We start from the raw sequence: 21,307 nt of genomic DNA, 5'->3' as shown, positions 1-21,307 counted from the left end.
ATACTATTTGAAATTATTTTAGAAAAAGGCTTTCCAAACTGTCTAGAAAGCCTTTTTAGCCCTTTTCCTTTATTCTTCTTTCACTCTCATTAGGCGCAAACCATTTAGCGCTACTAGAATGGTCGCCCCCATATCTGAAAGGATGGCAATCCAAAGTGTTAACCAACCTGGGATAACCAATAGTAAGGCAATAAATTTAATAGCAATGGCGAAAGTAATGTTAGCTTTGATGATATTAAGAGCTTTTCGGCTAAGTTTTACAGTGAATGGAAGTTTTCTTAAATCGTCTCCCATTAGAGCGACGTCTGCCGTTTCTAAGGCTGTGTCTGTACCGGCTCCACCCATTGCGATACCGACTGTTGAGGCTGCCAATGCAGGTGCATCATTGACACCATCTCCAACCATGGCGACATTCCCAAAGTCGGCCCTTAATTGTTTTATATATTCTAATTTGTCCTGAGGCATCAGATCGGCTCGGATATCAGATACTCCAACATGACTTCCTATTGCATTCGCCGTACCTTTGTTATCACCTGTAAGCATAATAGTCTTTTTGATACCAAGTTGATGTAACTTTTGAATAATGTCCTTGCTTGATTCACGGACTTCATCAGCAACTGCAATAATTCCAAGTATTTCTTTTTCAGTTCCAATAATCATTGCTGTTTTACCTTGATTTTGAAGAGCAGTAATATTTTGTTCTAAGTCTTTATCGAAATCAGTAGTTAATAATTCCCTAAAGAGTTTCGGGCTACCGATATAATATGTCATCCCATTTACAATTCCTTTGATACCCTTACCTGTAATAGATGAGAAATCCTCTACCAGTACTTTAGAATATAAAATGTTTTCTTCTTCTGCTTTTTTCATGATAGCTGAAGCAAGGGGATGCTGGGAACGATACTCTAGTGCAGTAATAATCGCCAATAAATCTTTTTCATTCGTTTGGTTATTCAATACATCAAAATCAGTTACAACGGGAACACCTTTTGTTAATGTACCTGTTTTATCAAATGCTATTGCCTTTAAAGCACCCATTTCTTCTAAATACACTCCGCCTTTTACAAGTACACCTTTTTTCGCAGCATTCCCAATTGCTGAAACAATAGAAATCGGAGTCGATATGACCAACGCACATGGACAACCAACAACAAGAACGGCCAATCCTTGATAAACCCATGTTTCCCAACTACTACCTAAGAGTAGGGGAGGGACTACAGCAACTAATGCTGCAATGATCATAATGATGGGTGTGTAATATTTTGCAAATTTATCGACAAATGCCTGCGAAGGAGCGCGTTCTCCTTGTGCTTCCTCTACAAGATGAATAATTTTAGATATCGTTGTATCTTCTACAAGTTTCGTTATTTTTATTTCAAGTAATCCTTCTTCATTTAAAGTACCTGCAAATACTTCATCGTCAACCGTTTTTTCAACGGGAACTGATTCACCCGTAATAGCTGCTTGGTTGACGGCAGAGTAACCATTTACAACTACACCATCCATCGCTATTTTTTCACCAGGTTTTACAATCATGATATCACCAACAGCAATCTCATCGACATGAATCATTATTTCTTGACCATTACGTCTAACGAGTGCTTCTTTAGGAGCGATATCCATTAGAGAACGAATCGAATTTCTTGCTCTATCCATGGAAAATCGTTCAAGTTCTTCACTGATAGCAAAGAGAATGACAACAATAGCAACTTCTCCCCATTCACCAATAATGGCTCCACCTATAACAGCTACTGTCATAAGGGTTTTCATGTCAAATTCAAAGCGTAATAAGTTTTGCAAACCTACTTTAAAAAGCGACAATCCACCTACCAACATTGATGCTAAAAATAATAGGGTTGTAAGAAGATTTTCTTCTCCATTTACAAAGTAGGAGAGATAACCGAAAGCAAGGAACGAAGTTGAATAAAGTAATGTACTATACTTTTTATAAAATGGAACTTTTTCTTCTTTTGTATCATCGGTTACCTCTTGCGAAACATGACGGGCAGATTTTTCAGGATTTACTTTAAGATTCTCAAATGCACCGGCTTTTTCTAATTCTTCAATCGTTGCATCTCCGTAAACAGATATCTTAGACGCACCAAAATTTACTTTTGCGTCCTGAACTCCAGGAAGTTTTTTAACATTATTTTCAAACTTTCCTGCACAATTTGCACAGGTAAACCCTTGAACGCGATAGGTTTTCATTTCTTCTTCAGATAATTTTGCTTGTTGTTCAGACATTTACTTTCACCTCTTTCTTATGTGCCAAAGCAATAACGATTAACTGCTTAATATGTTCATCATCTAGCGAATAAAACGCAAGTTTTCCTTCTTTTCGATACTTCACAATCCCTTGCTTATGAAGAGTTCGTAAGTGATGGGAAGCTGTTGCCACAGAGGAACCAATGATATTTGCAACATCACATACGCATAACTCATCATCTTGGCATAAAGCATAAGAAATCTTTGCCCTGTTATCATCTGCAAGTGCTTTAAATAGTTGGGCAACACTAAAAATATCTTCCTTTTGCAATTCCCCTTGTATTCGATTGACTTTTTCTTCGTCATAACAATAAATCTCACAATTGTCTTTTTTACTCAAACTGACCACTCCTTATCAATGAAATGTTTTAAATATTATCTTTTTAAACAAAGGAAAGACCCGACTCCATTTGAGATAATCCTTCTTTGTTCTAAAATAGTGAATCCTGTATCCTCAAGATGATGAGTAAACTCATCCCAAGTAAAATAGGCTTCCGGGGGATGATCTAATTTCATATAAGTTGCAAAGAAGTGAGAGCCATCTTTATTCAAATCTTCAACTAAAAGTACCCCTCCAGGCTTTAATACTCTATAAAGTTCTCCAATAGCATCTTTCCATTTAGGAATATGATGTAAAATCCCAAAAACAAAAACTGCATCAAACTTATTAGAATCTAATTGTGTGTCTAACACATTCCCAACAAAAAAATCCAATTCCGGATATTTTTGTTTCGCCTTTACAATTTGCGATGGCATTAAATCAAATCCTACAAGTTCAGCAGGTGAGAATTGTTGGATTAATTTTGTGCTATAGCCCGATCCACAACCAGCATCTAATACTACTTTTCCCTCCAATGAAAGATTATGCTCATCTAAGAATCCCTTAAAAGTTTTAAATTCAACGTTTTTTTGTAACCAACGTCTAATCGGATTATTCATCAAATAAAACTCTAACTTATTTAATTCCATAAAATCCCCCCTTATTATTCAAATGTTTGTTTGATTAAAGTATACTCCTTTTTTAAATGATATTCAAACCTTTATTTGAATGAAAAATAAAAAATTGGATTATCCCAATTCCCAATGTCTGATTCTTATTCAATTAAACTGCCCGTTCGTTCAAGAAGAAAGGGAGAACGTTGTTCTCCCTCATAACTTTTTGTAGACATCTGCATAAGCAACTTTCAGCTGCTTCCTTAATTGCTTGTTTTCCTGTTCCAGTTTTTGATTTTTTCTTTTTAAGGATGCAATGAGGGCATCCTTGTTGCTTTCATTCATTTCCTGTTTCACTTGTTTCGGGGTGGGTACTTGTGATTGTTGGTTTCTTAATTTTTCAATTCTCGAACGGAAGTCCTCGTTGTTATACAACGTTGCTTTTGCAATGCCGGCTTCCTTTGACACGCTGTTAAAATTAATACTTTCATTTGCTTTTATAAGCCTTTTGATTGCTCCGTCCACTTTTAAAGCCGTATTTGCTTTGCGGCTCTCGTGGATTTTTTTCAATTGTTCTTTTCGATTAAAATTAGACATTTGCCAAACCCTGCTTTCTTTTAATGCTGTCCAAACGTCCAAAAATAAATTTGCCGGATTGGATGGTGTTTAAGATATTTTGGTATCGCTCCAAGTTCTTTTTGTTCTTTTCAGCAATATCTTGACGACCACGTTGTTCCAACACTTCAATAGTCCTAGAGGAAGTTTTTACAAGCAGCTCATATTTTTGGATGTCTAATTCAGAAAAGCCTATTGCGAGATCCTTACAAGGGCTACCGCCATTACATGTAAGACACGGAGGTTCTTCTGCGTGTGGGCAATTTCCATTGATTCTAGCGTGGCAAGTTCCGTAAGGATTGTCAACAGCACTTAACTTTTGTTCACGCCACAAGACTTCTAAAATATCCTCAGGAATTTCTTCATTTGGCTTGATTTGTTTCATTTCTCCGTTCACATCAAAACTAAACAACCCTTGCTTCATTGCTTCTTCGAATACTTTTCTCTTGGTCGTGTCTAATAATCTTGCGTAAACAAGCGTCATTTCCGGAGAGGAATGCGCCAATAACTGCTGAACTGTAAAGAAATCTGCGCCACTATTTAACATTTTAACAGCGTAGGTGTGCCTAAATTGGTGCATTCTGAAATGATATATCTCTCCTTTTTCATCAACAATCTTTTTCTCTTTCGCCAATGAATTAAGTCTTTCACCAATCCAATCGGCAGAGTACGGTCTTCCCTTTCGGACTCCTCGATAGCGAACGAATATGTAGTTTTGCGGATTGTTTTCTTCGTTACTGTTTTCCTTTGAATTCTTAATTAATACCGCAATTACATCTGCCAATTCATCATCTATCGGTATCGAATGATCTTTTAAACATGTTTTGGTCACGTCTGAAATAAGTTGGTATTTTCCATCAATTCTCAACAAACAGTCTTGTGTCAGCCTCAAGGTATCAGACACCCTTAATCCTGTCTTAAAGCTTATCCATATAATAGGTTGTACTTCCTCGTGAAGGTAATTAATATTGTCAAATAGTTGTTGTAAAACAGAATCAGGAATATATTTTACTTTTTTTGACTTCTTTTTCTTTTTAGGACGGTCATATCTAAAAATAATCATTCTAACATCTTTTTTAGGTGCTAAAGGTGAATTGATCGTTTGTAAACCTTCAAGGAATTTATTTGCCGAAGAAATGGCTTTTGTAACGTATTCATAAGAATACGTTACTCTTTGCCTTTCGGCATTTTCTTTATGTAAAAGGTCCAAATATTCTTCAAAATGAGATCGTGAAAGTTCATTAAGATTTTTCCATGTGGGTTCTAACTCAAAGATAAAATCCAGAAACTTTGGAATGCTGACCATATAATTAACGGCTGTACCCCAAGTTAAGTCATTTGAAAGAAGGCGATACTTCAGCCATTTTTGTATTTCAAAACGGAAGGGGATTTGTTTCACAACTGTAAAATCTAGCCTCACATGACTACGAGCATGATTATAATAAATCCCGTATTTCTGGTTTAGATTACGCACATCCCAAACTTCTTTTTCCCATTCATCCCGAAAATCAAGTAGTTTTGATAAATCATTATAAACACTCTTTAGAAACCTTGTTACCGGTCGTTTAACGGGATTCTCATATCTTTTATCCTTAGTATGTGTACCGATTCCCTTTTCCTGAAGCCACATCATCCACCTTTTATTAGCTTTTTCGATGTCAAGATCTAAAATAGAATTCAATCTTGGAAACTTTTCATCCAGAAAAAGTCCTAACTGTTTTAAATTATAATTTCCTTGAACAAATAAAGTGTTAATAGTCCAGTTATCATCGAACATTTTCCGGAAGACGAAATATTTCATTTCTAGTAGAATTTGAGGATTACTGAACCTAAAAATAACGTTCGTTCGATTAAATTTTTTCTTCGCAATCGCATCTTTAAAATTTTCGATGGTGGCTAGTTTTTCGATACTCCATGTATCATTCAATAAAAAATATGGGTCATTAACAGTAAGATTAGTTAATCCCTCTTTGGTTTTCACCTTTTCAATGTAAAAGGAAAGTTCTTTCGTCAATCGCTGATAGAACGAATCCTCAGTTTCTCTCTTATGTTCATTTAGGTTCATTTCATTACTCCCCATTACTATATTCTTTACTGCCGATTTGAAACGCTGACTGAGCCTTTTCCCAGTTATTTCGGATATCTTCTTCGGAAGGATGAAGATAAAAATTTATAGTCGTTTGAATTTGGCTATGCCCTATACGCTCTTGCACCTGTTTAATGTCGCCAGTTTGTCTGTAATACATGGTTGCGTGAGTATGCCTAAGAAGGTGTGGATGGACCTTGAATTTGACTTTTTTCCGTAGCCGTTTGAATAGAGCAGAAACATTTTGATAATTCATTGGGTGTCCAATATTTTTTCCCTTTAATTTTACAAAGACGAAATTCGTATCAATATCAAGATCGTCAATCACTTCATAAAGATAATCGTCTAATAGGTCCATAAGTGATTGCGATACATAAATTTCCCTTTCGCTAGTTTTTAGTTTGGCACCATTTTCAAGCTCACCACGGTCAACAAGCTTAATCCTATGACCGCCCTTATGATCAAATATAAAATCCTCAATAAAAAGCGAAAGTAATTCTCCAATTCGTAAGCCCGTCTCATATAGAGTTTGTATTAACAACTTATCCCTAATATTCGTTGCTCCATTATAGAGCATTTCAACTTCCATTTTTGACAACACTTTTAACTTTACTTTCCTCTTCTTGACCCTCAGGACGTTTTTATGCGAAGGACTATTTTGATTAACATGGTAGAGGAAATCTCTATATGCCCTCTTTGCCCCTTTAAATAATTGTTCTTTCGTGACTAAATCAACCATGGCTTTATCTAACTCTTCATTTCGATATAAATAGTCATAAAAACCATTTACAGCTGTAAGAATTAGATTGATAGTGTTTTCCTTTTTTCTGGCTTCAGTTGGTTGAAGTGGCACTGCTTTATTAATTCCGTATGGATTCCGAAGCCATGCAATAAAGTCCACCAAATCTTCTAATCTTACATCTTTATATCCCAGGTTGACATCCTCTAAGAATGTAAAATACTCCTTTAATGCATAACAGTACGTTTTTTGAGTATTTGGGCTTTTTCCCCGTGTATCTAGGTATTTTATGTATTTCATCACCGGAAGGACTAGCAGCCCTTTGTCATCCAGTAACATGTATCTTTTCATATTATTTTCAATAAGACTTCCTGAACTTTCATCTATGTCCCCCTCTGAACCGTTTACATATTATACATATTGAACCAATCTTTTTAAATCTGTTTAATAATTTTAGTATGTAAAAAAATAATAGAATAGGTTCATATATTATACTAATTGTTCTACTATTATTATAGTATAGTTAATCTACACCATGACGAGTAAAAAATCGTTTTCGATTATAAAAACATGCCACAAGGCGAATACCATCCAATTTAACCTCATTAATATAATCTTTTGACTGTAGTGGTTCATTATTAGGGGCTTTATGTAGGAGCATGGGTCTAATAAATAAATTGGTATTGTCCATATTCATTACCTCTTTGGATGGATATTTAGTGAACTACCCGCCACTTACCACCCTTACGGGTTGCTTGAAGTGGGGGCTTCTTGGGTAATCGCCACTTTTGATAGCTGACGAAATCAACCAAGCTAACCCTCTTGTTCCAAGAGTTTATATTTGGTGATTAGGCGATCGCTAATAAGCGAATGCCTTCTTTTTTGATGTTGATTGCCGCATTGACATCTCTATCGAGATGCAGTCCGCAGCTGCAAATGTATGACCGAAGGTTCATTGGCATTGGTTGTGTGTTTCCACAACAGGAACAAGTTTTTGTTGACGGAAACCATTTGTCGATTTTCACAAGTTGTTTTCCTTGCTCATTTAGTTTGTATTTCAGGAAGGAAGTGAACATCCCCCATCCGTTATCGGCAACACTCTTGCCAAACTTCAAGGCTTGTGACATCCCTTTCATATCCAAATCCTCAATGATGACGGCATCATAATTGGACACCAATTCTTTTGACTTATGGTGAAGAAAGTTTTTTCGTTGATTGGCGACCTTCTCTTGAATTCTGGCAACTCGAATCCGTTGTTTGTTCCAATTTGAAGAACCTTTCTTCTTTCGAGAAAGTTTGCGTTGTTCTTGTGCTAACTTGTCGAGCATTTGACGATAGAACTTCGGGTAATTGGCTTTCTTACCTTCGCTATCGACAAACAATCCATTCATCGCAAAATCCAATCCTACAACACTTTCAATTTTTTTGCTTTCAATCTCTTTTTCGTACTCTGTCAAAATAGAGATGTAGTATTTTCCTGATGAAGACAAAGAAATGGTACAGGACTTAATGATACATTCCGAAGGAATGGTTCGATGTTGTTTGATTTTAACCATTTTGAGTTTCGGCAATTTGATATGACTGTCCAACAGTTGAATGTTTCCATTGACGACATTGGTTGTATAGCTTTGTTTATGTCGTTTGCTTTTGAACTTTGGAAACTTACCATTGCCTTTGAAAAAGGCTTTATACGCTTTATCCAAGTTTAGTTGAGCGTTCGCTAAAGATAATGAGTCTACTTCTTTCAACCACTCAAACTCACGCTTGTACTTTGCGGGAGTAGGATGTTTCACTTTTTTCAATACTTCTTTATCCTCTTTCAGTAACTCATAAGTCGCTTTTCGTTCATCTAGCATTTTGTTATACACAAAGCGAACACAACCGAAGGTTTTGCGGATAACCAATTCCTGTTCTTCTGTGGGGTACAAACGGAATTTATACGCTTTGTTTTGCTTAGCCATATCAAATCACCTCATTTCATTCCTTGATTTTCAATATATTTTTTCACGACTTCAATAGGTGAACCGCCAGTCGTCAACAAACAAAAGCTTCTTGACCAGAACATCTCTTTCCATAACTCTTTTCGGACAAAAGGAAACTCTTTTTTAATAAGCCTTGAACTGGCACTTTTGTAAGCGTTGATGAACTTGGATAATTCCGTATTTGGGTGAGCTTTGAACAGAATATGAACGTGGTCAATGTCGTGGTTCCACTCGACCAATGTAATATTGTAATTCTCGCCCAAAGAGACAAATTTATTTTTGGCATAGTCTGAAATCGTGTCGTCAATGACGCTTCTTCTGTATTTCACAACCAAAACAAGATGGTAATACATCGAGAAGACTGAATGATTATTACTATCTAATTTCATTGATACATCATTCCTTATTCGTTATAAGACTGACTATACCATATAGCATTCGAAAGTAACAGTCTTTGGGCTGTCGCCCAACCGAAAGAAGTCTCCCCCTTACCGTTGGGCTATGCCCTTCACACGCTTGAAGAGGGAGACTTCTTTCGGAAGTTCGTTAAAAGGTTAGTTAAGGCTAGAAATAACGACACCTCTACACCTAGAATTAACTATCGGTCGTTAGATATACTCCACAATTGAGCCGCTATTATATTAGTGGCTCAAAAAAAGCAGTTGCAATGGATGCAACTGCCTTCTAAAGCCCTTCTTAGCCCTAATTGGTTATTCTCTAAATGATATTCAGTTACGGTAGAAGTGACTTATCAAGCGCCTTGTTTAATTAAAGGAAAAAAAGCCATCTATCTCACCTTTTAATGTGCTACTGTTATCCTTTAAATAGAGGAGTTTGTGATCATATCTATTGAAGGGAGTCTTTGAATGGTTAGAACTCATACTTATTAACATCGACTTAACTCCCTCTGGTCGTATATTATCGATTCTACTTAAATCTTGTTTAAGTACTGCTTGAGACACACTTTTTGACCCTTTAATGGAGATAATCGCAAACATGTCATCTCGCTTGTAAATCACAATATCCGGCTTATTCTTGCCTTCTTTCCCCTTTATAGTTTGATTTACATCCAATCGATAAATTGGGTTATCTTTCAATAAGAAAGTGAAGTACCGAATAACGAGAAACTCACTTAAACCAGTCAAATTCTCTGCTGTACCGGATCGAACCAAGTGTTCATCTAAAAACTCATGATACAAGGTTGCCAAACCATGACAGGACAAGCTATTTATCTGGGATTCGATCAATGTATCCATAGAGTCGAAAAAGGACTTAATCATAAAATGTATCTACCCTTACACAATTTCATCTTCATAGGCTTCAATTTCTGTTTTGGCGACTGCACGAATGAGTGCTGGCTCGACGGTAGGATGCTTGGTTTGCAAATATTGTACTAAATCCTCAAATGCTGTTGTAGGTTGATACGAAGTTCTAAGAAAAGGCTCAGAATCACTATCAGCTGTCTCCTTGTTTCAATAAAAGCGTCCATTATTTTACTTCCCCCTACATTTATTTTTTATGACCACCTATTAAACCACTCCTGTGTAGAGCTGTACCTGCTTTAGTGTAGGAACTAGCCCGTAATATGGCTGTTGAACCAAATCGGTCACGTATCGCATCCATCGTGTATCCCAGCTGTCTTTTACGGGTGATTTCTTTTTCATCTTCGAATAATGAAATTTGTCTCACTGAGTCGTCCGCTACATCACTAAGACTTACGTGGACTTGCCTAATAATCATACCATTATAATAACGTTTAAAAAGCTTCATACAATGCTCATATAGCTCCATTGTGATGTTAGTAGAATGGGACAATTTCAATTGTCTAGAAAAGCCTCCTCCACCCTGCTCATGACTATAACCAACACCCAAACTTAATGTTCTCCCTGCCATGCGATCTTTCCTTGCTCTTCTTGCAATTTCCTCACAGCGTTCTAGTAGAGGTACTTTAATTTCTTCTTCCCCTAGGTAGTCACGGAGTAGAATTTGCCCAGAAGAATAACTCTTTGCCTTGATTTTAGCAGGCTTATGAATATCACTAAGGTCAACACCCCATGCGTGTTGATACAACTGCTGCCCCATGACGCGACCAAACACTTTTTCTAGTCGATCTACTGGAGTTCGAGCTAATTGACCTACTGATCGAATCCCCATATTCATTAACTTCTTTTCAATATTACGTCCAATTCCCCATAGATCAGATAATGGTTGAATGGGCCAAAGTTTGTTTGGAACATCGTCGTGATCCCAATGAGCAAAATGATTGGGTTTCTTCTTAGCTTCTATATCTAGGGCAACCTTAGACAATAGCATATTGCACTCGGAGGAACCTACGGCCACAGTTAAGCCGAACGATAGTTTTATCGCTTCTTGGAGATGTCTTGAAAAAGCTTCTTGATTATCTCTTCCCTTCATCCTTTTAGAAGTCAGTTTTATGAATGATTCATCTATAGAGTAGCACCAAACATCTTCTGGGGGCACATACTCTTCAATCAACTTCGTAATCTCTGTGGAGATAATTAGAAATTCTTCCATTTCTGCATTGACGATATGAATGTCCTCGTGTTTAGGGATCTCCCATAATCGACTCCCTGTCTTTATCCCCCATTCTTTTAATTTAGGAGTGGCTGCCAAGACTACACTACCTTGTCGCTTGGTGTCTCCAACTACAGCTAACTTACAATGAAGAGGGTCTAAGCCTCTTTTTACTGCTGCGGCACTGGCGTAAAAGCTTTTCACGTCGAGACATAAATACGACTGCTTTGGAAAAAGATCATAGTTCATTTCACTCGCTCCCTTGAATCTCCGATATTATTCGTTATAATTAGTATATACCGAACTTACGTTCTTATAAACTGAAAAAATAAGGAAGTGTTATTGATGCAATATCGAGGCATGATTAAATGGACTCAAATGGCCATACCCGAGCACATTGAAATGATTAGAAGGGAACGAGAAGAAAAGAAAAGGCCGATCAGACCCAAATTAGATGAGCAGGAACTAAGCGAAATTGGTTATTTGATTGAAGAGAAGATGAGATATGGGGAACCAGCAACCATCTATTATTGGGACCTGGAGTCAGTACAGAGTGTCACTGGTACAATTTCTGAGAAACCTGGCATGAAACAGAAACTTTCCATCTTAACTGAAGATGATATTAGGGTGCGCATAGAGTATTCCTCCATTCTTAAAGTAAATTAATATGCTCACGAACTAAGTATGCGTGTGCATACTGAAGTATAAATTTTGTGATCTTTTTCACTAACAATAATTTCACCATTTCCTATATTATGTTAATATTTAAATGGAATAATGGAATGAGGTGTTAGGATGAAATTATTAGTAGTTGAAGATTTACTTCGAGGAATTGAAGAGGTCCAACAACAAGTTCGTAAGCAACAAGAACAACTTAATCAAGTAGAGGTTTCTATTACTTCTTTTTTACAAACAAAACACCTCTTCACTGGAGCAGCAGCTTCAGCAATCCGCTCTTTTTATGAGCAGTGCCACCTTCCTTTTCTTCAATTTCTACACTTGAGCTTTTTGCAATATGATTCAACTTTAGATCAAATTAAACAATCCATCTCTCAATATGAACCATCTACTTCGGGAGTTGTTCGAGAGCAATTTATTGAAATAGACGTCCAAAATGGTTTAGCCCAACTGGAGCAAGCCACTTCTCAGCTGACCTCATCAACGAATAAAGTGATGCAATCGGTATCCGACCTGGTTTATTTACCACCTTTATCCGATAAAAACGTACAGCAGGATATCATAGAAGCAAAAAAACAAGCTAATGACACGGTTGAACAGTTAAATGAATTAGATTATCAGACCACAACAAGCCTAAATACTCTTGAAGCAGACCTTGCTCTCATGAATAATTATTTACAAGAGATTCAGTCAGCGTTTCAAGTTTCTAAGGGGCAAGCTACTTTTAACGGTACAGCCCTACATTTTTCCCCTGCCTCGTTATTGTTAAATTCATCGTTAGCTAGCAGGCATAGACAATCAAACCCATTCACACATAATCCTTTGTTTCTTTCAAAGTCTCCTGTGACTTTTGACAAATGGCATAATCCATTAGCTTATTACACTCAGTTAAATGCGGCACTAACTCCGACGAATAAAGATGGTAAGGAAGAATGGAGGAATGGGGAGATTAAATGGGAAAGTGACAATGGAAAAATGGCTATAACCAAAGGGGAAAGTTTTGATGCGGCGGCTTATTTGGGTAAAGAGCCTTCAAGTGTAACAGTAGATGGCGTTTCAGTAAGATATGAAATTGTTGATGACCAACTTATCATTTTCAAGGATAATCCTGATTATTATTATTACACTCAAAATGCTCAGCAAGGAACCGTGAATTATTATGTTGGGTTAACAGCTCAAGCGACTACGACGGTTTATGGATCTTATATGTTGGGCCGAACCGCTTCTAAAATTCCCGGAGTGAATAAACTCTTTGATAAAGCCGATAAAACCTTTAATTCTTCACGTGCTGGGACAGTAATTGCAAGTGTTGGAGGGTATGCTGTACAAGAAAAGATCCCGTATTGGGGCTACATCACCGGCACACCTGTACCAACCAGCGGTACAAAAGAAGTATTGCTTTATCTGAGCAAAGACCCTGATGATTGGAGAGACAGCAAACCACTCTTATTTACACTCAAACCAGATGGGTCACATAGTATTAGCAAGAGAAAGGATGACTAGGGTGACTCAGTACATAATGCTATTATTTATTGCAGTGGGTATTGTATTATTGACGCATTACTTTGACAAAGAAAAGATGCCAAAAAAATCTATTGTGCCAGCTTCTGCTCTCATGTTTGTTCTGTTGATTATTGTAAATGTTATAAAGGATCTTATTTAATTTGGAGGAATATCTAAGTCTACTTGTAGTTGCAGCGGGGATTGTATTCGGAGCGCACTATGCAAACAAAAAGAAAATTAAAAAAAAAGCTATCTTACCATCCGTATTAGTAGTGTTTGCTATACTGGTTGTTATTAATTCAGTCAAAGATTTCTTTTAGCTGTCTACAACCTTATATAATTTGTAGACTACATAAATAAAGGATAAAAGCATACTAAATTAGTATGCTTTTATTTTTACCTTTTCTTTAATTATTGAAATTTTTCTCTGTTAAAGCGCAACTTATCGCTATAATTAACTACTTAATTTCTTTGCGAAGCGAGGTGTCGTTAAAACAATCCCTGTAAAATTCACCAAGACTCCAAGTGCAATCATCGTGTACACTAAAATAGGAAATATCCCTAAATAGGAGAGTGAAATACATGTAGGTATAACTAAGAAAAGGTTTAAAATAGCCATTTTCTCAAAAAAATAGAAGCTAAAAAACTTGCTAATGATGAGCATCTCCTTACCTTAAAGCAAAAGCATATAATATTAAACTGATATTATATTACCACAACTAATGTCCTGTTTAGATATAATCTAACGGACAGGTGGTGTAAATAAAAAGAACATTGCCTCCTCGCAATGTCCTCCAATTTTTATTCGATTACGAATGGCTGCCTCTCCTCAGCGGTCACAACAGCATGGAAATATTACAATACCGCGACAAAAGCATGGAGTACCTTTAGAAAAATATAGGAATCATGTGATGACAATACTAATCTTCCCGTTCTTTTTCGACTGACTAATCAAGAATGGTTGCTTCTCTTCTGTAATAACCTTCTGTTTAGCTGGTGCTTCTAGCCAAACGGAGTCATCACTTTCCCCCCATCGTGGTCTAGGTAGTTCCTTCCCTTCTTTCAAATGTTCGTGAATAATCCGATTAAAATCTTCGGAAAGTGCTGCCTGAAATAAAGCAGCTCTCATAATTTGGTTGCGATCTAATGTAGTAGCTTCAAAGACGTCATCTACATACTTCTTATAGGTGTCTGGATAACGTACAGTTGGTCTATAGATCTCAACCCTCCTCCCTTTCTACAATTCTAATTAACTCCTGACGCCCGTTCTCGGTAAGGTAGACGTCTTTTCTTTTTAATAATTCTGTTGCTAACTCTTTGCTCATGTAAACACACTCTCCTTGTAAGTGACGTCTTTTTTTACGTCTTACTTATTTATATGAGAAACACCTTGTACATTATGCGCAATTTTTTTCTCAATATGGGTATATAAATATGGGTATATAAATGTGCTAGGAGCTAGTTATACATTGGAAAAAGACCCAACTAATCCTTTCCTCGGAATAGTTGGGTCAATACGCAATATTAAATATGGCCGGAACAAGGGTTAGTAATGGCTAGGCTGGATGTTTAGATTTTGAATTTAGATAGCAATAGTTTTAATTCCTCAGCCATTTCAGAAAGAGATTTAGCTGAGGTTGCTACTTCCTCCATAGCAGCTAACTGCTCCTCTGTTGTCGCTGCCACTTCTTCAGATGTTGCTGCATTATTGGTAGCAATGCTTGCTAATTCACTTGCTGTTGCATTTACCTCTTGAACTCCAGCTGACATTTGTTCAGCTGTAGCAGAGACCTCTTGCATTTGAGGTGTAATGTTTCTCATGCTAGATAATATCTCTCTGAATTTATCCATTGCCTCCTGAGAGATCGTCATCCCATCTTTTACATTATGCGTTACTTTTGACATGACTTGTACGGAACTATCTGTATCCTTTTGTATACCTTGAATCAGCTCAAAAATTTGTTTAGCCGAGTCTTGAGATTGTTCTGCAAGCTTACGAACTTCACCAGCTACCACCGCAAATCCTTTTCCATGTTCACCCGCTCTTGCCGCTTCAATCGCCGCATTTAAAGCAAGTAAATTGGTTTGTTCAGAAATTCCCGTAATGACATCTAGGATAGATGTGATCTCCTTTGAACGATCAGATAATGAACGTATCATAGTATTAGATTCAGCAACCGAAGCATCAATTGAATTCATTTGGCTAATTGTGTTTTGAAGGGCTTCATTCCCCTCCTCTGCCTGCAATGTAGCCTGTTGAGTCAATTCAGCTACACTCATTGAACTTTCTGCAATTCTTCCCACACCGATCGCTATTTCATCTACTGCTTGTGAGTTCTTGTCGATTCCGTTTGTTTGATTTTCTGCGCTACTAGCAACTAATTGGATAGAGCTAGCTACTTGTGAAGTAGCAGCACTTGTTTCTTCGGAACTGGCAGTTAGTTGTTCCGCTGAAGCGGCCACTAAATCCGTTCTTGAGTCAACCTCATGTATTAACTCTTTAAGGCTCGATTGCATATTATTAAATGCTGTTCCTAATTGACCTATTTCATCTTTAGAGTGAACAGTTATCTTTTGAGTAAGGTCACCTCTGCTCACTGTTTCAGCAGTGTCAATTAACATTCTGATTGGACTGATAATAGAACGGATTATAAAGTAAACGGCTACCGCTCCTAACAGTACTGAAATAGCAATTACTGCAATTGTTGTAAGGAAGATAGGATGTGCGGCTTGATCGACCTCTTCTTCAAACATAGTACCAGCTACTTTCCATCCCGTCGTCCCATTTGTTTCAAAAACCATGTACTTCGAATCTCCATCTGAAGCATATGAAAATTCACCATTCTCCTGGTTGTATAGACTTCCATAGTATGGTTCAGTTGCTTGTGAACCGCCGTCTTCAAATGGATGAGCGATGTACATTTGGTTGGCATCTAATAAGATCGCATATCCTTGATTACCTATCTGTATCGAATTTACTAGTGCTTGGAGATGAGTTAAGTCTACACTTACTGCTACAACCCCAGATCCATCTTGTATAGCTTTCGAAATGGTAATAACCATGTCATCCGTTCCAGCGGCTATATAAGGCTCTGAAATAATGATATCTCCTCTATTGGATATAGCGTCGCTGTACCAGCCTCTTTCTCTTGGGTCATAATCAGGGTCCATTGCTACAGCAGGCTCCTGAATAAACAACCCCTCTTCTTCTGTCCCTACAAAAATACTCGTCGCTTCCGGATGTAAGGCAGCGTATTGTGAAAAGCGTTCTCTTAATTCGGGACTCTCTGGTCCATCATATAAATCAGATGTAGTGGATTCAGAGAATACGTTCATGTCATTCATCTTAGGATCAATTGTATCAGTGATGATCATATCTAAGATATCTACCTTCTGTGCTGCGGCCGAAATAATTTCGTCCTCCACAGCATCTTTAGCGGCATTATAAGCTAAAATGCCTATAATAACAGACGGTACGATTAAAATAATGGCAAAAGAAATAATTAACTTCATCTTTAATGATGCTTTAAATACATTCATAAAACCCTTCATTCCTTTTCTCCTCTCGATCTCAACCTAAATTCTTCCACAATATCTCAATATGCGGTGTGCAACACACCTATATATTCCTAGTCAATACTAACTATATAACAAGGGAAATTAGAAAGGAATGGATAGGATAGTATTTGAACTTTTCTGTTTATGAGAGGTTAAGAACTTGGATGGGCAATACCGATCAGCATAGTTTCTTCTGTGTTCTCACCACCATTAACTACATTATTTCGATCACAATAGAAAGAAAACAACCGTTATTTATAATAATTATAATATAGTATTGATTATTAAATTTTATTTATTATAATTAATAATATAATCACTTAGGAGGAATATCACATGACACTTGAACAAGTAATGAACCAACAAATTGCGAACTGGAACGTATTATATACGAAATTACATCGTTTTCACTGGTATGTGAAAGGGCCACACTTCTTTACTTTACATTCTAAATTTGAGGAGTTATATGAGGAAGTAGCTACCATTATTGACGAATTTGCAGAACAATTACTTATTAATAATGGCAAACCAATATCAACGTTAAAAGAGTCCCTTCAACTAGCATCAATTGAGGAAACAACTGAGCAATTAAGTGCAGAAGAAATGGTACAAACGGTGATCAAAGACTTTTCTTTAATCATCGATGAATTAAAAGCTGGTATGATTATTGCTGAGCAAAACAACGACGAAGTTACAAGTGATCTTTTTCTTGGATTGATCGAAAAACTCCAAAAAAATAATTGGATGTTAAAAGCATTTCTAAATATATAAAAATGAGCATTTTTTACATTAGAAAGGTCGGTTCCTATATTCCTAGGGCCGACTTTTTGGGTTTTAATATTCCTCGCTACTCCATACCTGTCAACCCTCTAGTAATTTCACTCCTTGGAGATTGACCTCTAGAATCGGGTCTTGTTGGGAAGGACATTGTACAATAAGCGAAGTAATTTACTCATTTTGAGTATAGGTATTCTTTTTTTTGGCAAATATGGTTCACATAGGAGGCGTGATACCATGTTCGGATTAGGGAAAAAGAGAAGTAAGTTAGGAAAATTTATAGATAAGCATAGTGTCTCTACGGTAGAGTTTTCTAAGGAGACAGGTGTAAGTAGACGGACGTTGACGAAGGCTTGCAATGAAGCCGATTATGTTCCTAGTCCTGCGGTGATGAAGAAGATACTGAAAAGCGTCAGAAAAGTTGATCCTGGTCTTAAAATGAATGATTTTTGGGATATTTAGTTAAATGTCGCTTATGTAGCTGGTCTAGGCGAAATTGAGGGTAGAAAGGGAGAAAGAACTCATGAGAGGTACTATTGAGATCCGTGAAGGTAGAATTAAAACTCTTGAAGCCTTTTTTACTGCTCAAGAAAGATAAACGAGCTTAGGGTAGGTATCTTCTGAACTTACCTACGCGCTGCATGGATTTGGATCCTGCTAATTCGCTTGTTAGCGATTGCCTAGTAAAAATACAAACTCTTGGAACAAGAGGGTTAGCTTGGTTCATATAGATGGGTACTACGCCAAGCAACCCGTAAGGGTGGTAAGTGGTGGGTAGTTCACAGATAGTAAGTTCAATTATTAATCTATTCTATTCTGTCTTTTTTCCAATTATATGTGTCATTAAAAATATTTAAGGTGACATCATTTATTTTTATAGTCTCTTTATCGACCCAAAAAACTGTAGTTTTTTCACCTGTACCGTATTCCCAATAAATTGTGTTGTCATCAAAAGTCTTTTCATATGCAGTATCATTGTTATTTGAATAAATTGCTACTCTAATTTGAAACCTAGTTGTTGCCCCTCCTTCATTAATAAGATAAACATTAGCAGTATAATTCTCATCAGGTGAAGTAATTGATTCAATTACTTCACCCTTGCCTTGCAAATCTTCTAAACCTACATTTACTCTGTCATTTATCAATAGTAATGCAGCACCAACAATAAGAAAGAAGCCTAAAAATATAATCATTAGAATTCTTGTCAATTATATCACCTCATATATATGAGAATTTATATTAATAGTTCGGTTGGGAAAAGTCAACATTTTTGTGAATTACAAGTATGATTGATTCGAAGGTGTCGACGGGAAATCAGACTAAGAAGGGGTATCAATCCCCTCCCCCTTGCAATCTAGATTACGTATGGAGGCTTTAAAAGACTGCGTTCTTAACAAGGAAGTTGGAAGTATGTAGCCGATATATATGTCTGTTATAATGGGAAGAATATTTGGAGCGTAAATAATGATAATGGCGGTGGGGAAAGTGGAAAGTAAAATCACAAATGTTGGAAATGGGTTAGGGATTATGCTCCCTCAAAAAGTAGTGCAGCATCTAGGTATCAATTATGGGGATCATATTTCTTTTCATATGGAAGGCAATGAAATTCGCATTCAAAAATCAAAGAAGTCTCCTGCCACTAAGGAAGTTGACCAAGATTTTTTAGATAGTGTCAATGAAATGATGGATACGTATGATGAAACATTCAAGGGATTGGTGGATCGGTAAGCAAAAGAAAGTAGATACTGAAAATTGGAATATAAAAAAGAAGTGATTGCTAAATAACGGGTTCGGTTGACGAGGAGAAAAGTAGAAATAACTATGTCAATAGTATGCTACTCAGCATATATATTAACAACCAATTGGTAATGTAAATGGCATGTAAAAACGCTCAGATTTCTTCTGTTTAGGTTAGATAAGTGAAACAGTTGAAATTAAAAGGACCACACATATCTAATATGTGTGGTCCAATTTTATTACCTTATTCAACTAAAGCACCCGTTCGTAATATAAGGTTAGCCAGATAAGAAAATATTTCTGGTTGACCTTATTTTTTATGGTCATATGATAGCGGTAGTCGGGGTAGAACGTCGCACCCGTGGGACTCGATCCCGTTAGCTAAACTGTTCGCCCCCTACTTGTATGAACATGTTTCAGGCTGGTTGGGACATAGAAATGATCCCGTTTAACAAGCGAACCTATGACACTACAAGAAGCTCTAGGGGTTACCGACTAATTTATTTCTAGGAGTTGATAAACAATGAATCCAGTCATCGGTCTGGATGTCTCAAAAGGAGAAAGTCAGGTTCAAGCCTTCTTGGACAAGGGAAAGCCTTATCGTAAGAGTTTCAGTATTAAACATAATCGTGAGGGTCTCGAGACATTCTTGGCATTTCTTCAAGAAGTCGAACAAGCAGCACAAGGACAACCACCTTCTGTGGTTTTAGAGTCGACAGGTCATTATCATCTACCTGTGATTCAGTTTCTGGAGGACCAAAAGTATGTGTATATTGTCATCAACCCACTCATTTCGCATCGAGCGAAAAGTTCGAGCTTACGCAAGGTAAAAACAGATGCCGTTGATGCGTATCATTTGTGCGAGCTTTACTACAAGGAGGAGCTTGAACCCTATAAAAAACGAGGGATTCAACTCTTAAATCTTCGTAATTTAACCAGACAACAAGAGACGATCGCTGAAGTATCGGCGAATACGAAACTACAACTCCATTCCTTATTGGATCAGGTGTTTCCTGAATACAGAGGCGTATTTGGTAGTTTGTATTCGAAGGTATCGTTATTAACCCTGCAGGCTTTTCCAACTTCAGAGGCTGTCTTACAAGTGGATGAGTCTGAATTGGTCGAAAAGATCGCTTCGTTATGTAAAAGTCGTTCTGAGAGGTGGGCCATAGAAAAAGCACAAAAGCTGCGAGAGGCTGCCTTGCGTAACCCGTTTCAAAAGAATTTGTATGAGAGTCATATTTTTAATTTGGAGATGTTAACGAACATCGTTCTTCAATACCAAGAGCACCTATCCAACATCGCAACTGAAATAGATGCCCTTGCGAAAGAAATTGAAGAATATCAGATTATCCAATCTATTCCCGGAATTGGAGAAAAGATCGCCGCCACGATTACTTCTGAGATCGGTGAGATAGATCGGTTTAATCACCCAAAGAAGTTGGTTGCATTCGCTGGAGTCGACCCTAGTGTTTACTCTTCAGGAAAGTTTACAGCTTCCGTTAATCGGATAACTAAAAGAGGCTCTTCCAGACTGAGACATGCCTTATTTATGGCCGTTCAATGCGGGATTAGAGATTCTCGTAAGCAAAAGACAACCGACGAAATTATTGCACGGAACAAGAGACTCAGAGAGTTTTACGATAAAAAACGCGAAGAAGGTAAACCATTTAGAGTCGCTGTCATTGCTTGTGTCAATAAACTCTTACATTGGATTTATGCTTTACTGAAAAGCAAAACACCTTTCCAAGATGTAGCTTGATAGCTATATCTAACTAGATAGACCAAGACCTTCCAAAAAGTACAGATTGGTAGGTTATTTGGTATACTCATTTTTAGTATAGCATGTGTAATTTCATTTTTTTATTGAAAATGTTGACAAACTATTAGCTGGTTTAG

At 37.1% G+C, this 21,307-nt stretch carries 18 protein-coding genes and 1 pseudogene; 6 read left to right on the top strand and 13 right to left on the bottom strand.

The window, feature by feature from the left end; translation table 11 throughout:
* Positions 1 to 69 precede the first annotated feature (69 nt).
* The 10 genes and pseudogenes from BPOF4_RS19305 to BPOF4_RS19260 form a co-directional block, all read right to left on the bottom strand.
* Entirely contained in the window at positions 70 to 2,244 is a 2,175-nt protein-coding gene (locus BPOF4_RS19305; RefSeq protein WP_012960943.1) for a heavy metal translocating P-type ATPase, read from the bottom strand.
* Complete coding sequence (locus BPOF4_RS19300) at positions 2,237 to 2,605, bottom strand: ArsR/SmtB family transcription factor (protein ID WP_012960942.1); 369 nt, start codon at positions 2,603 to 2,605, stop codon at positions 2,237 to 2,239. Before BPOF4_RS19300 ends, BPOF4_RS19305 begins: the two co-directional genes overlap by 8 nt.
* Before the next feature lie 35 nt (positions 2,606 to 2,640).
* Complete coding sequence (locus tag BPOF4_RS19295) at positions 2,641 to 3,234, bottom strand: class I SAM-dependent methyltransferase (RefSeq protein WP_012960941.1); 594 nt, start codon at positions 3,232 to 3,234, stop codon at positions 2,641 to 2,643.
* Between the two features lie 180 nt (positions 3,235 to 3,414).
* Positions 3,415 to 3,795 carry a DUF6262 family protein gene (locus BPOF4_RS19290; protein ID WP_012960940.1) on the bottom strand — a complete coding sequence of 127 codons (381 nt, stop codon included), beginning with the start codon at positions 3,793 to 3,795 and terminating at the stop codon, positions 3,415 to 3,417.
* Positions 3,788 to 5,878 (bottom strand): tyrosine-type recombinase/integrase, encoded by a 2,091-nt coding sequence (locus BPOF4_RS19285; protein WP_012960939.1) that lies wholly within the window; start codon positions 5,876 to 5,878, stop codon positions 3,788 to 3,790. Before BPOF4_RS19285 ends, BPOF4_RS19290 begins: the two co-directional genes overlap by 8 nt.
* Positions 5,879 to 5,882: 4 nt before the next feature.
* Positions 5,883 to 7,021: pseudogene (locus BPOF4_RS19280) on the bottom strand (tyrosine-type recombinase/integrase).
* Positions 7,022 to 7,486: 465 nt separating this feature from the next.
* Positions 7,487 to 8,599 carry an RNA-guided endonuclease TnpB family protein gene (locus BPOF4_RS19275; RefSeq protein WP_012960936.1) on the bottom strand — a complete coding sequence of 371 codons (1,113 nt, stop codon included), beginning with the start codon at positions 8,597 to 8,599 and terminating at the stop codon, positions 7,487 to 7,489.
* An 11-nt stretch (positions 8,600 to 8,610) separates the two neighbouring features.
* On the bottom strand, positions 8,611 to 9,009 hold the full coding sequence (gene tnpA / locus BPOF4_RS19270) for an IS200/IS605 family transposase (protein ID WP_012960935.1): 399 nt from the start codon (positions 9,007 to 9,009) through the stop codon (positions 8,611 to 8,613).
* A gap of 375 nt (positions 9,010 to 9,384) precedes the next feature.
* Entirely contained in the window at positions 9,385 to 9,876 is a 492-nt protein-coding gene (locus BPOF4_RS19265) for a hypothetical protein (protein ID WP_218959110.1), read from the bottom strand.
* Positions 9,877 to 10,129: 253 nt separating this feature from the next.
* The gene (locus tag BPOF4_RS19260) at positions 10,130 to 11,404 is read right to left on the bottom strand and encodes a Y-family DNA polymerase (RefSeq protein ID WP_012960932.1); all 1,275 of its coding nucleotides are present in this window, start codon (positions 11,402 to 11,404) and stop codon (positions 10,130 to 10,132) included.
* Between the two features lie 96 nt (positions 11,405 to 11,500).
* Here BPOF4_RS19260 and BPOF4_RS19255 point away from each other — a divergent pair, with 96 nt between their 5' ends.
* Both BPOF4_RS19255 and BPOF4_RS19250 read left to right on the top strand, forming a co-directional pair.
* Positions 11,501 to 11,821: a YolD-like family protein gene (locus BPOF4_RS19255; RefSeq protein ID WP_012960931.1), complete on the top strand. Its 321-nt coding sequence runs from the start codon at positions 11,501 to 11,503 to the stop codon at positions 11,819 to 11,821.
* A 129-nt stretch (positions 11,822 to 11,950) separates the two neighbouring features.
* Positions 11,951 to 13,336 carry an LXG domain-containing protein gene (locus BPOF4_RS19250; protein WP_012960930.1) on the top strand — a complete coding sequence of 462 codons (1,386 nt, stop codon included), beginning with the start codon at positions 11,951 to 11,953 and terminating at the stop codon, positions 13,334 to 13,336.
* 904 nt (positions 13,337 to 14,240) lie between these two features.
* On the opposite strand, the gene BPOF4_RS19245 is transcribed toward BPOF4_RS19250, so the two are convergent.
* Positions 14,241 to 14,465, bottom strand: coding sequence for a hypothetical protein (locus BPOF4_RS19245; protein ID WP_012960927.1), 225 nt, complete (start codon positions 14,463 to 14,465; stop codon positions 14,241 to 14,243).
* A 440-nt stretch (positions 14,466 to 14,905) separates the two neighbouring features.
* Complete coding sequence (locus BPOF4_RS19240) at positions 14,906 to 16,888, bottom strand: methyl-accepting chemotaxis protein (protein ID WP_012960925.1); 1,983 nt, start codon at positions 16,886 to 16,888, stop codon at positions 14,906 to 14,908.
* Positions 16,889 to 17,230: 342 nt separating this feature from the next.
* Between BPOF4_RS19240 and BPOF4_RS19235 the strand changes: the two genes are divergently transcribed.
* The gene (locus tag BPOF4_RS19235) at positions 17,231 to 17,665 is read left to right on the top strand and encodes a Dps family protein (RefSeq protein ID WP_012960924.1); all 435 of its coding nucleotides are present in this window, start codon (positions 17,231 to 17,233) and stop codon (positions 17,663 to 17,665) included.
* A 243-nt stretch (positions 17,666 to 17,908) separates the two neighbouring features.
* Positions 17,909 to 18,133 carry an XRE family transcriptional regulator gene (locus BPOF4_RS19230; protein WP_012960923.1) on the top strand — a complete coding sequence of 75 codons (225 nt, stop codon included), beginning with the start codon at positions 17,909 to 17,911 and terminating at the stop codon, positions 18,131 to 18,133.
* Between the two features lie 344 nt (positions 18,134 to 18,477).
* Here BPOF4_RS19230 and BPOF4_RS19225 read toward each other — a convergent pair whose 3' ends face one another.
* A complete protein-coding gene (locus BPOF4_RS19225) occupies positions 18,478 to 18,879 on the bottom strand; it encodes a DUF5412 family protein (RefSeq protein WP_012960922.1) in 402 nt (133 codons plus the stop codon).
* Positions 18,880 to 19,135: 256 nt separating this feature from the next.
* On the opposite strand from BPOF4_RS19225, the gene BPOF4_RS19220 reads away from it, so the two are divergent.
* A complete protein-coding gene (locus tag BPOF4_RS19220) occupies positions 19,136 to 19,399 on the top strand; it encodes an AbrB/MazE/SpoVT family DNA-binding domain-containing protein (protein ID WP_012960921.1) in 264 nt (87 codons plus the stop codon).
* A 532-nt stretch (positions 19,400 to 19,931) separates the two neighbouring features.
* Complete coding sequence (locus tag BPOF4_RS19215) at positions 19,932 to 21,170, top strand: IS110 family RNA-guided transposase (protein ID WP_012960920.1); 1,239 nt, start codon at positions 19,932 to 19,934, stop codon at positions 21,168 to 21,170.
* Positions 21,171 to 21,307 lie beyond the last annotated feature (137 nt).

Source organism: Alkalihalophilus pseudofirmus OF4 (genome assembly GCF_000005825.2).
Taxonomy (GTDB): domain Bacteria; phylum Bacillota; class Bacilli; order Bacillales; family Bacillaceae_D; genus Alkalihalophilus; species Alkalihalophilus pseudofirmus.
The sequence above is the reverse complement of the archived record's forward strand: the minus strand, read 5'-3'. Positions and strand labels throughout refer to the sequence as shown.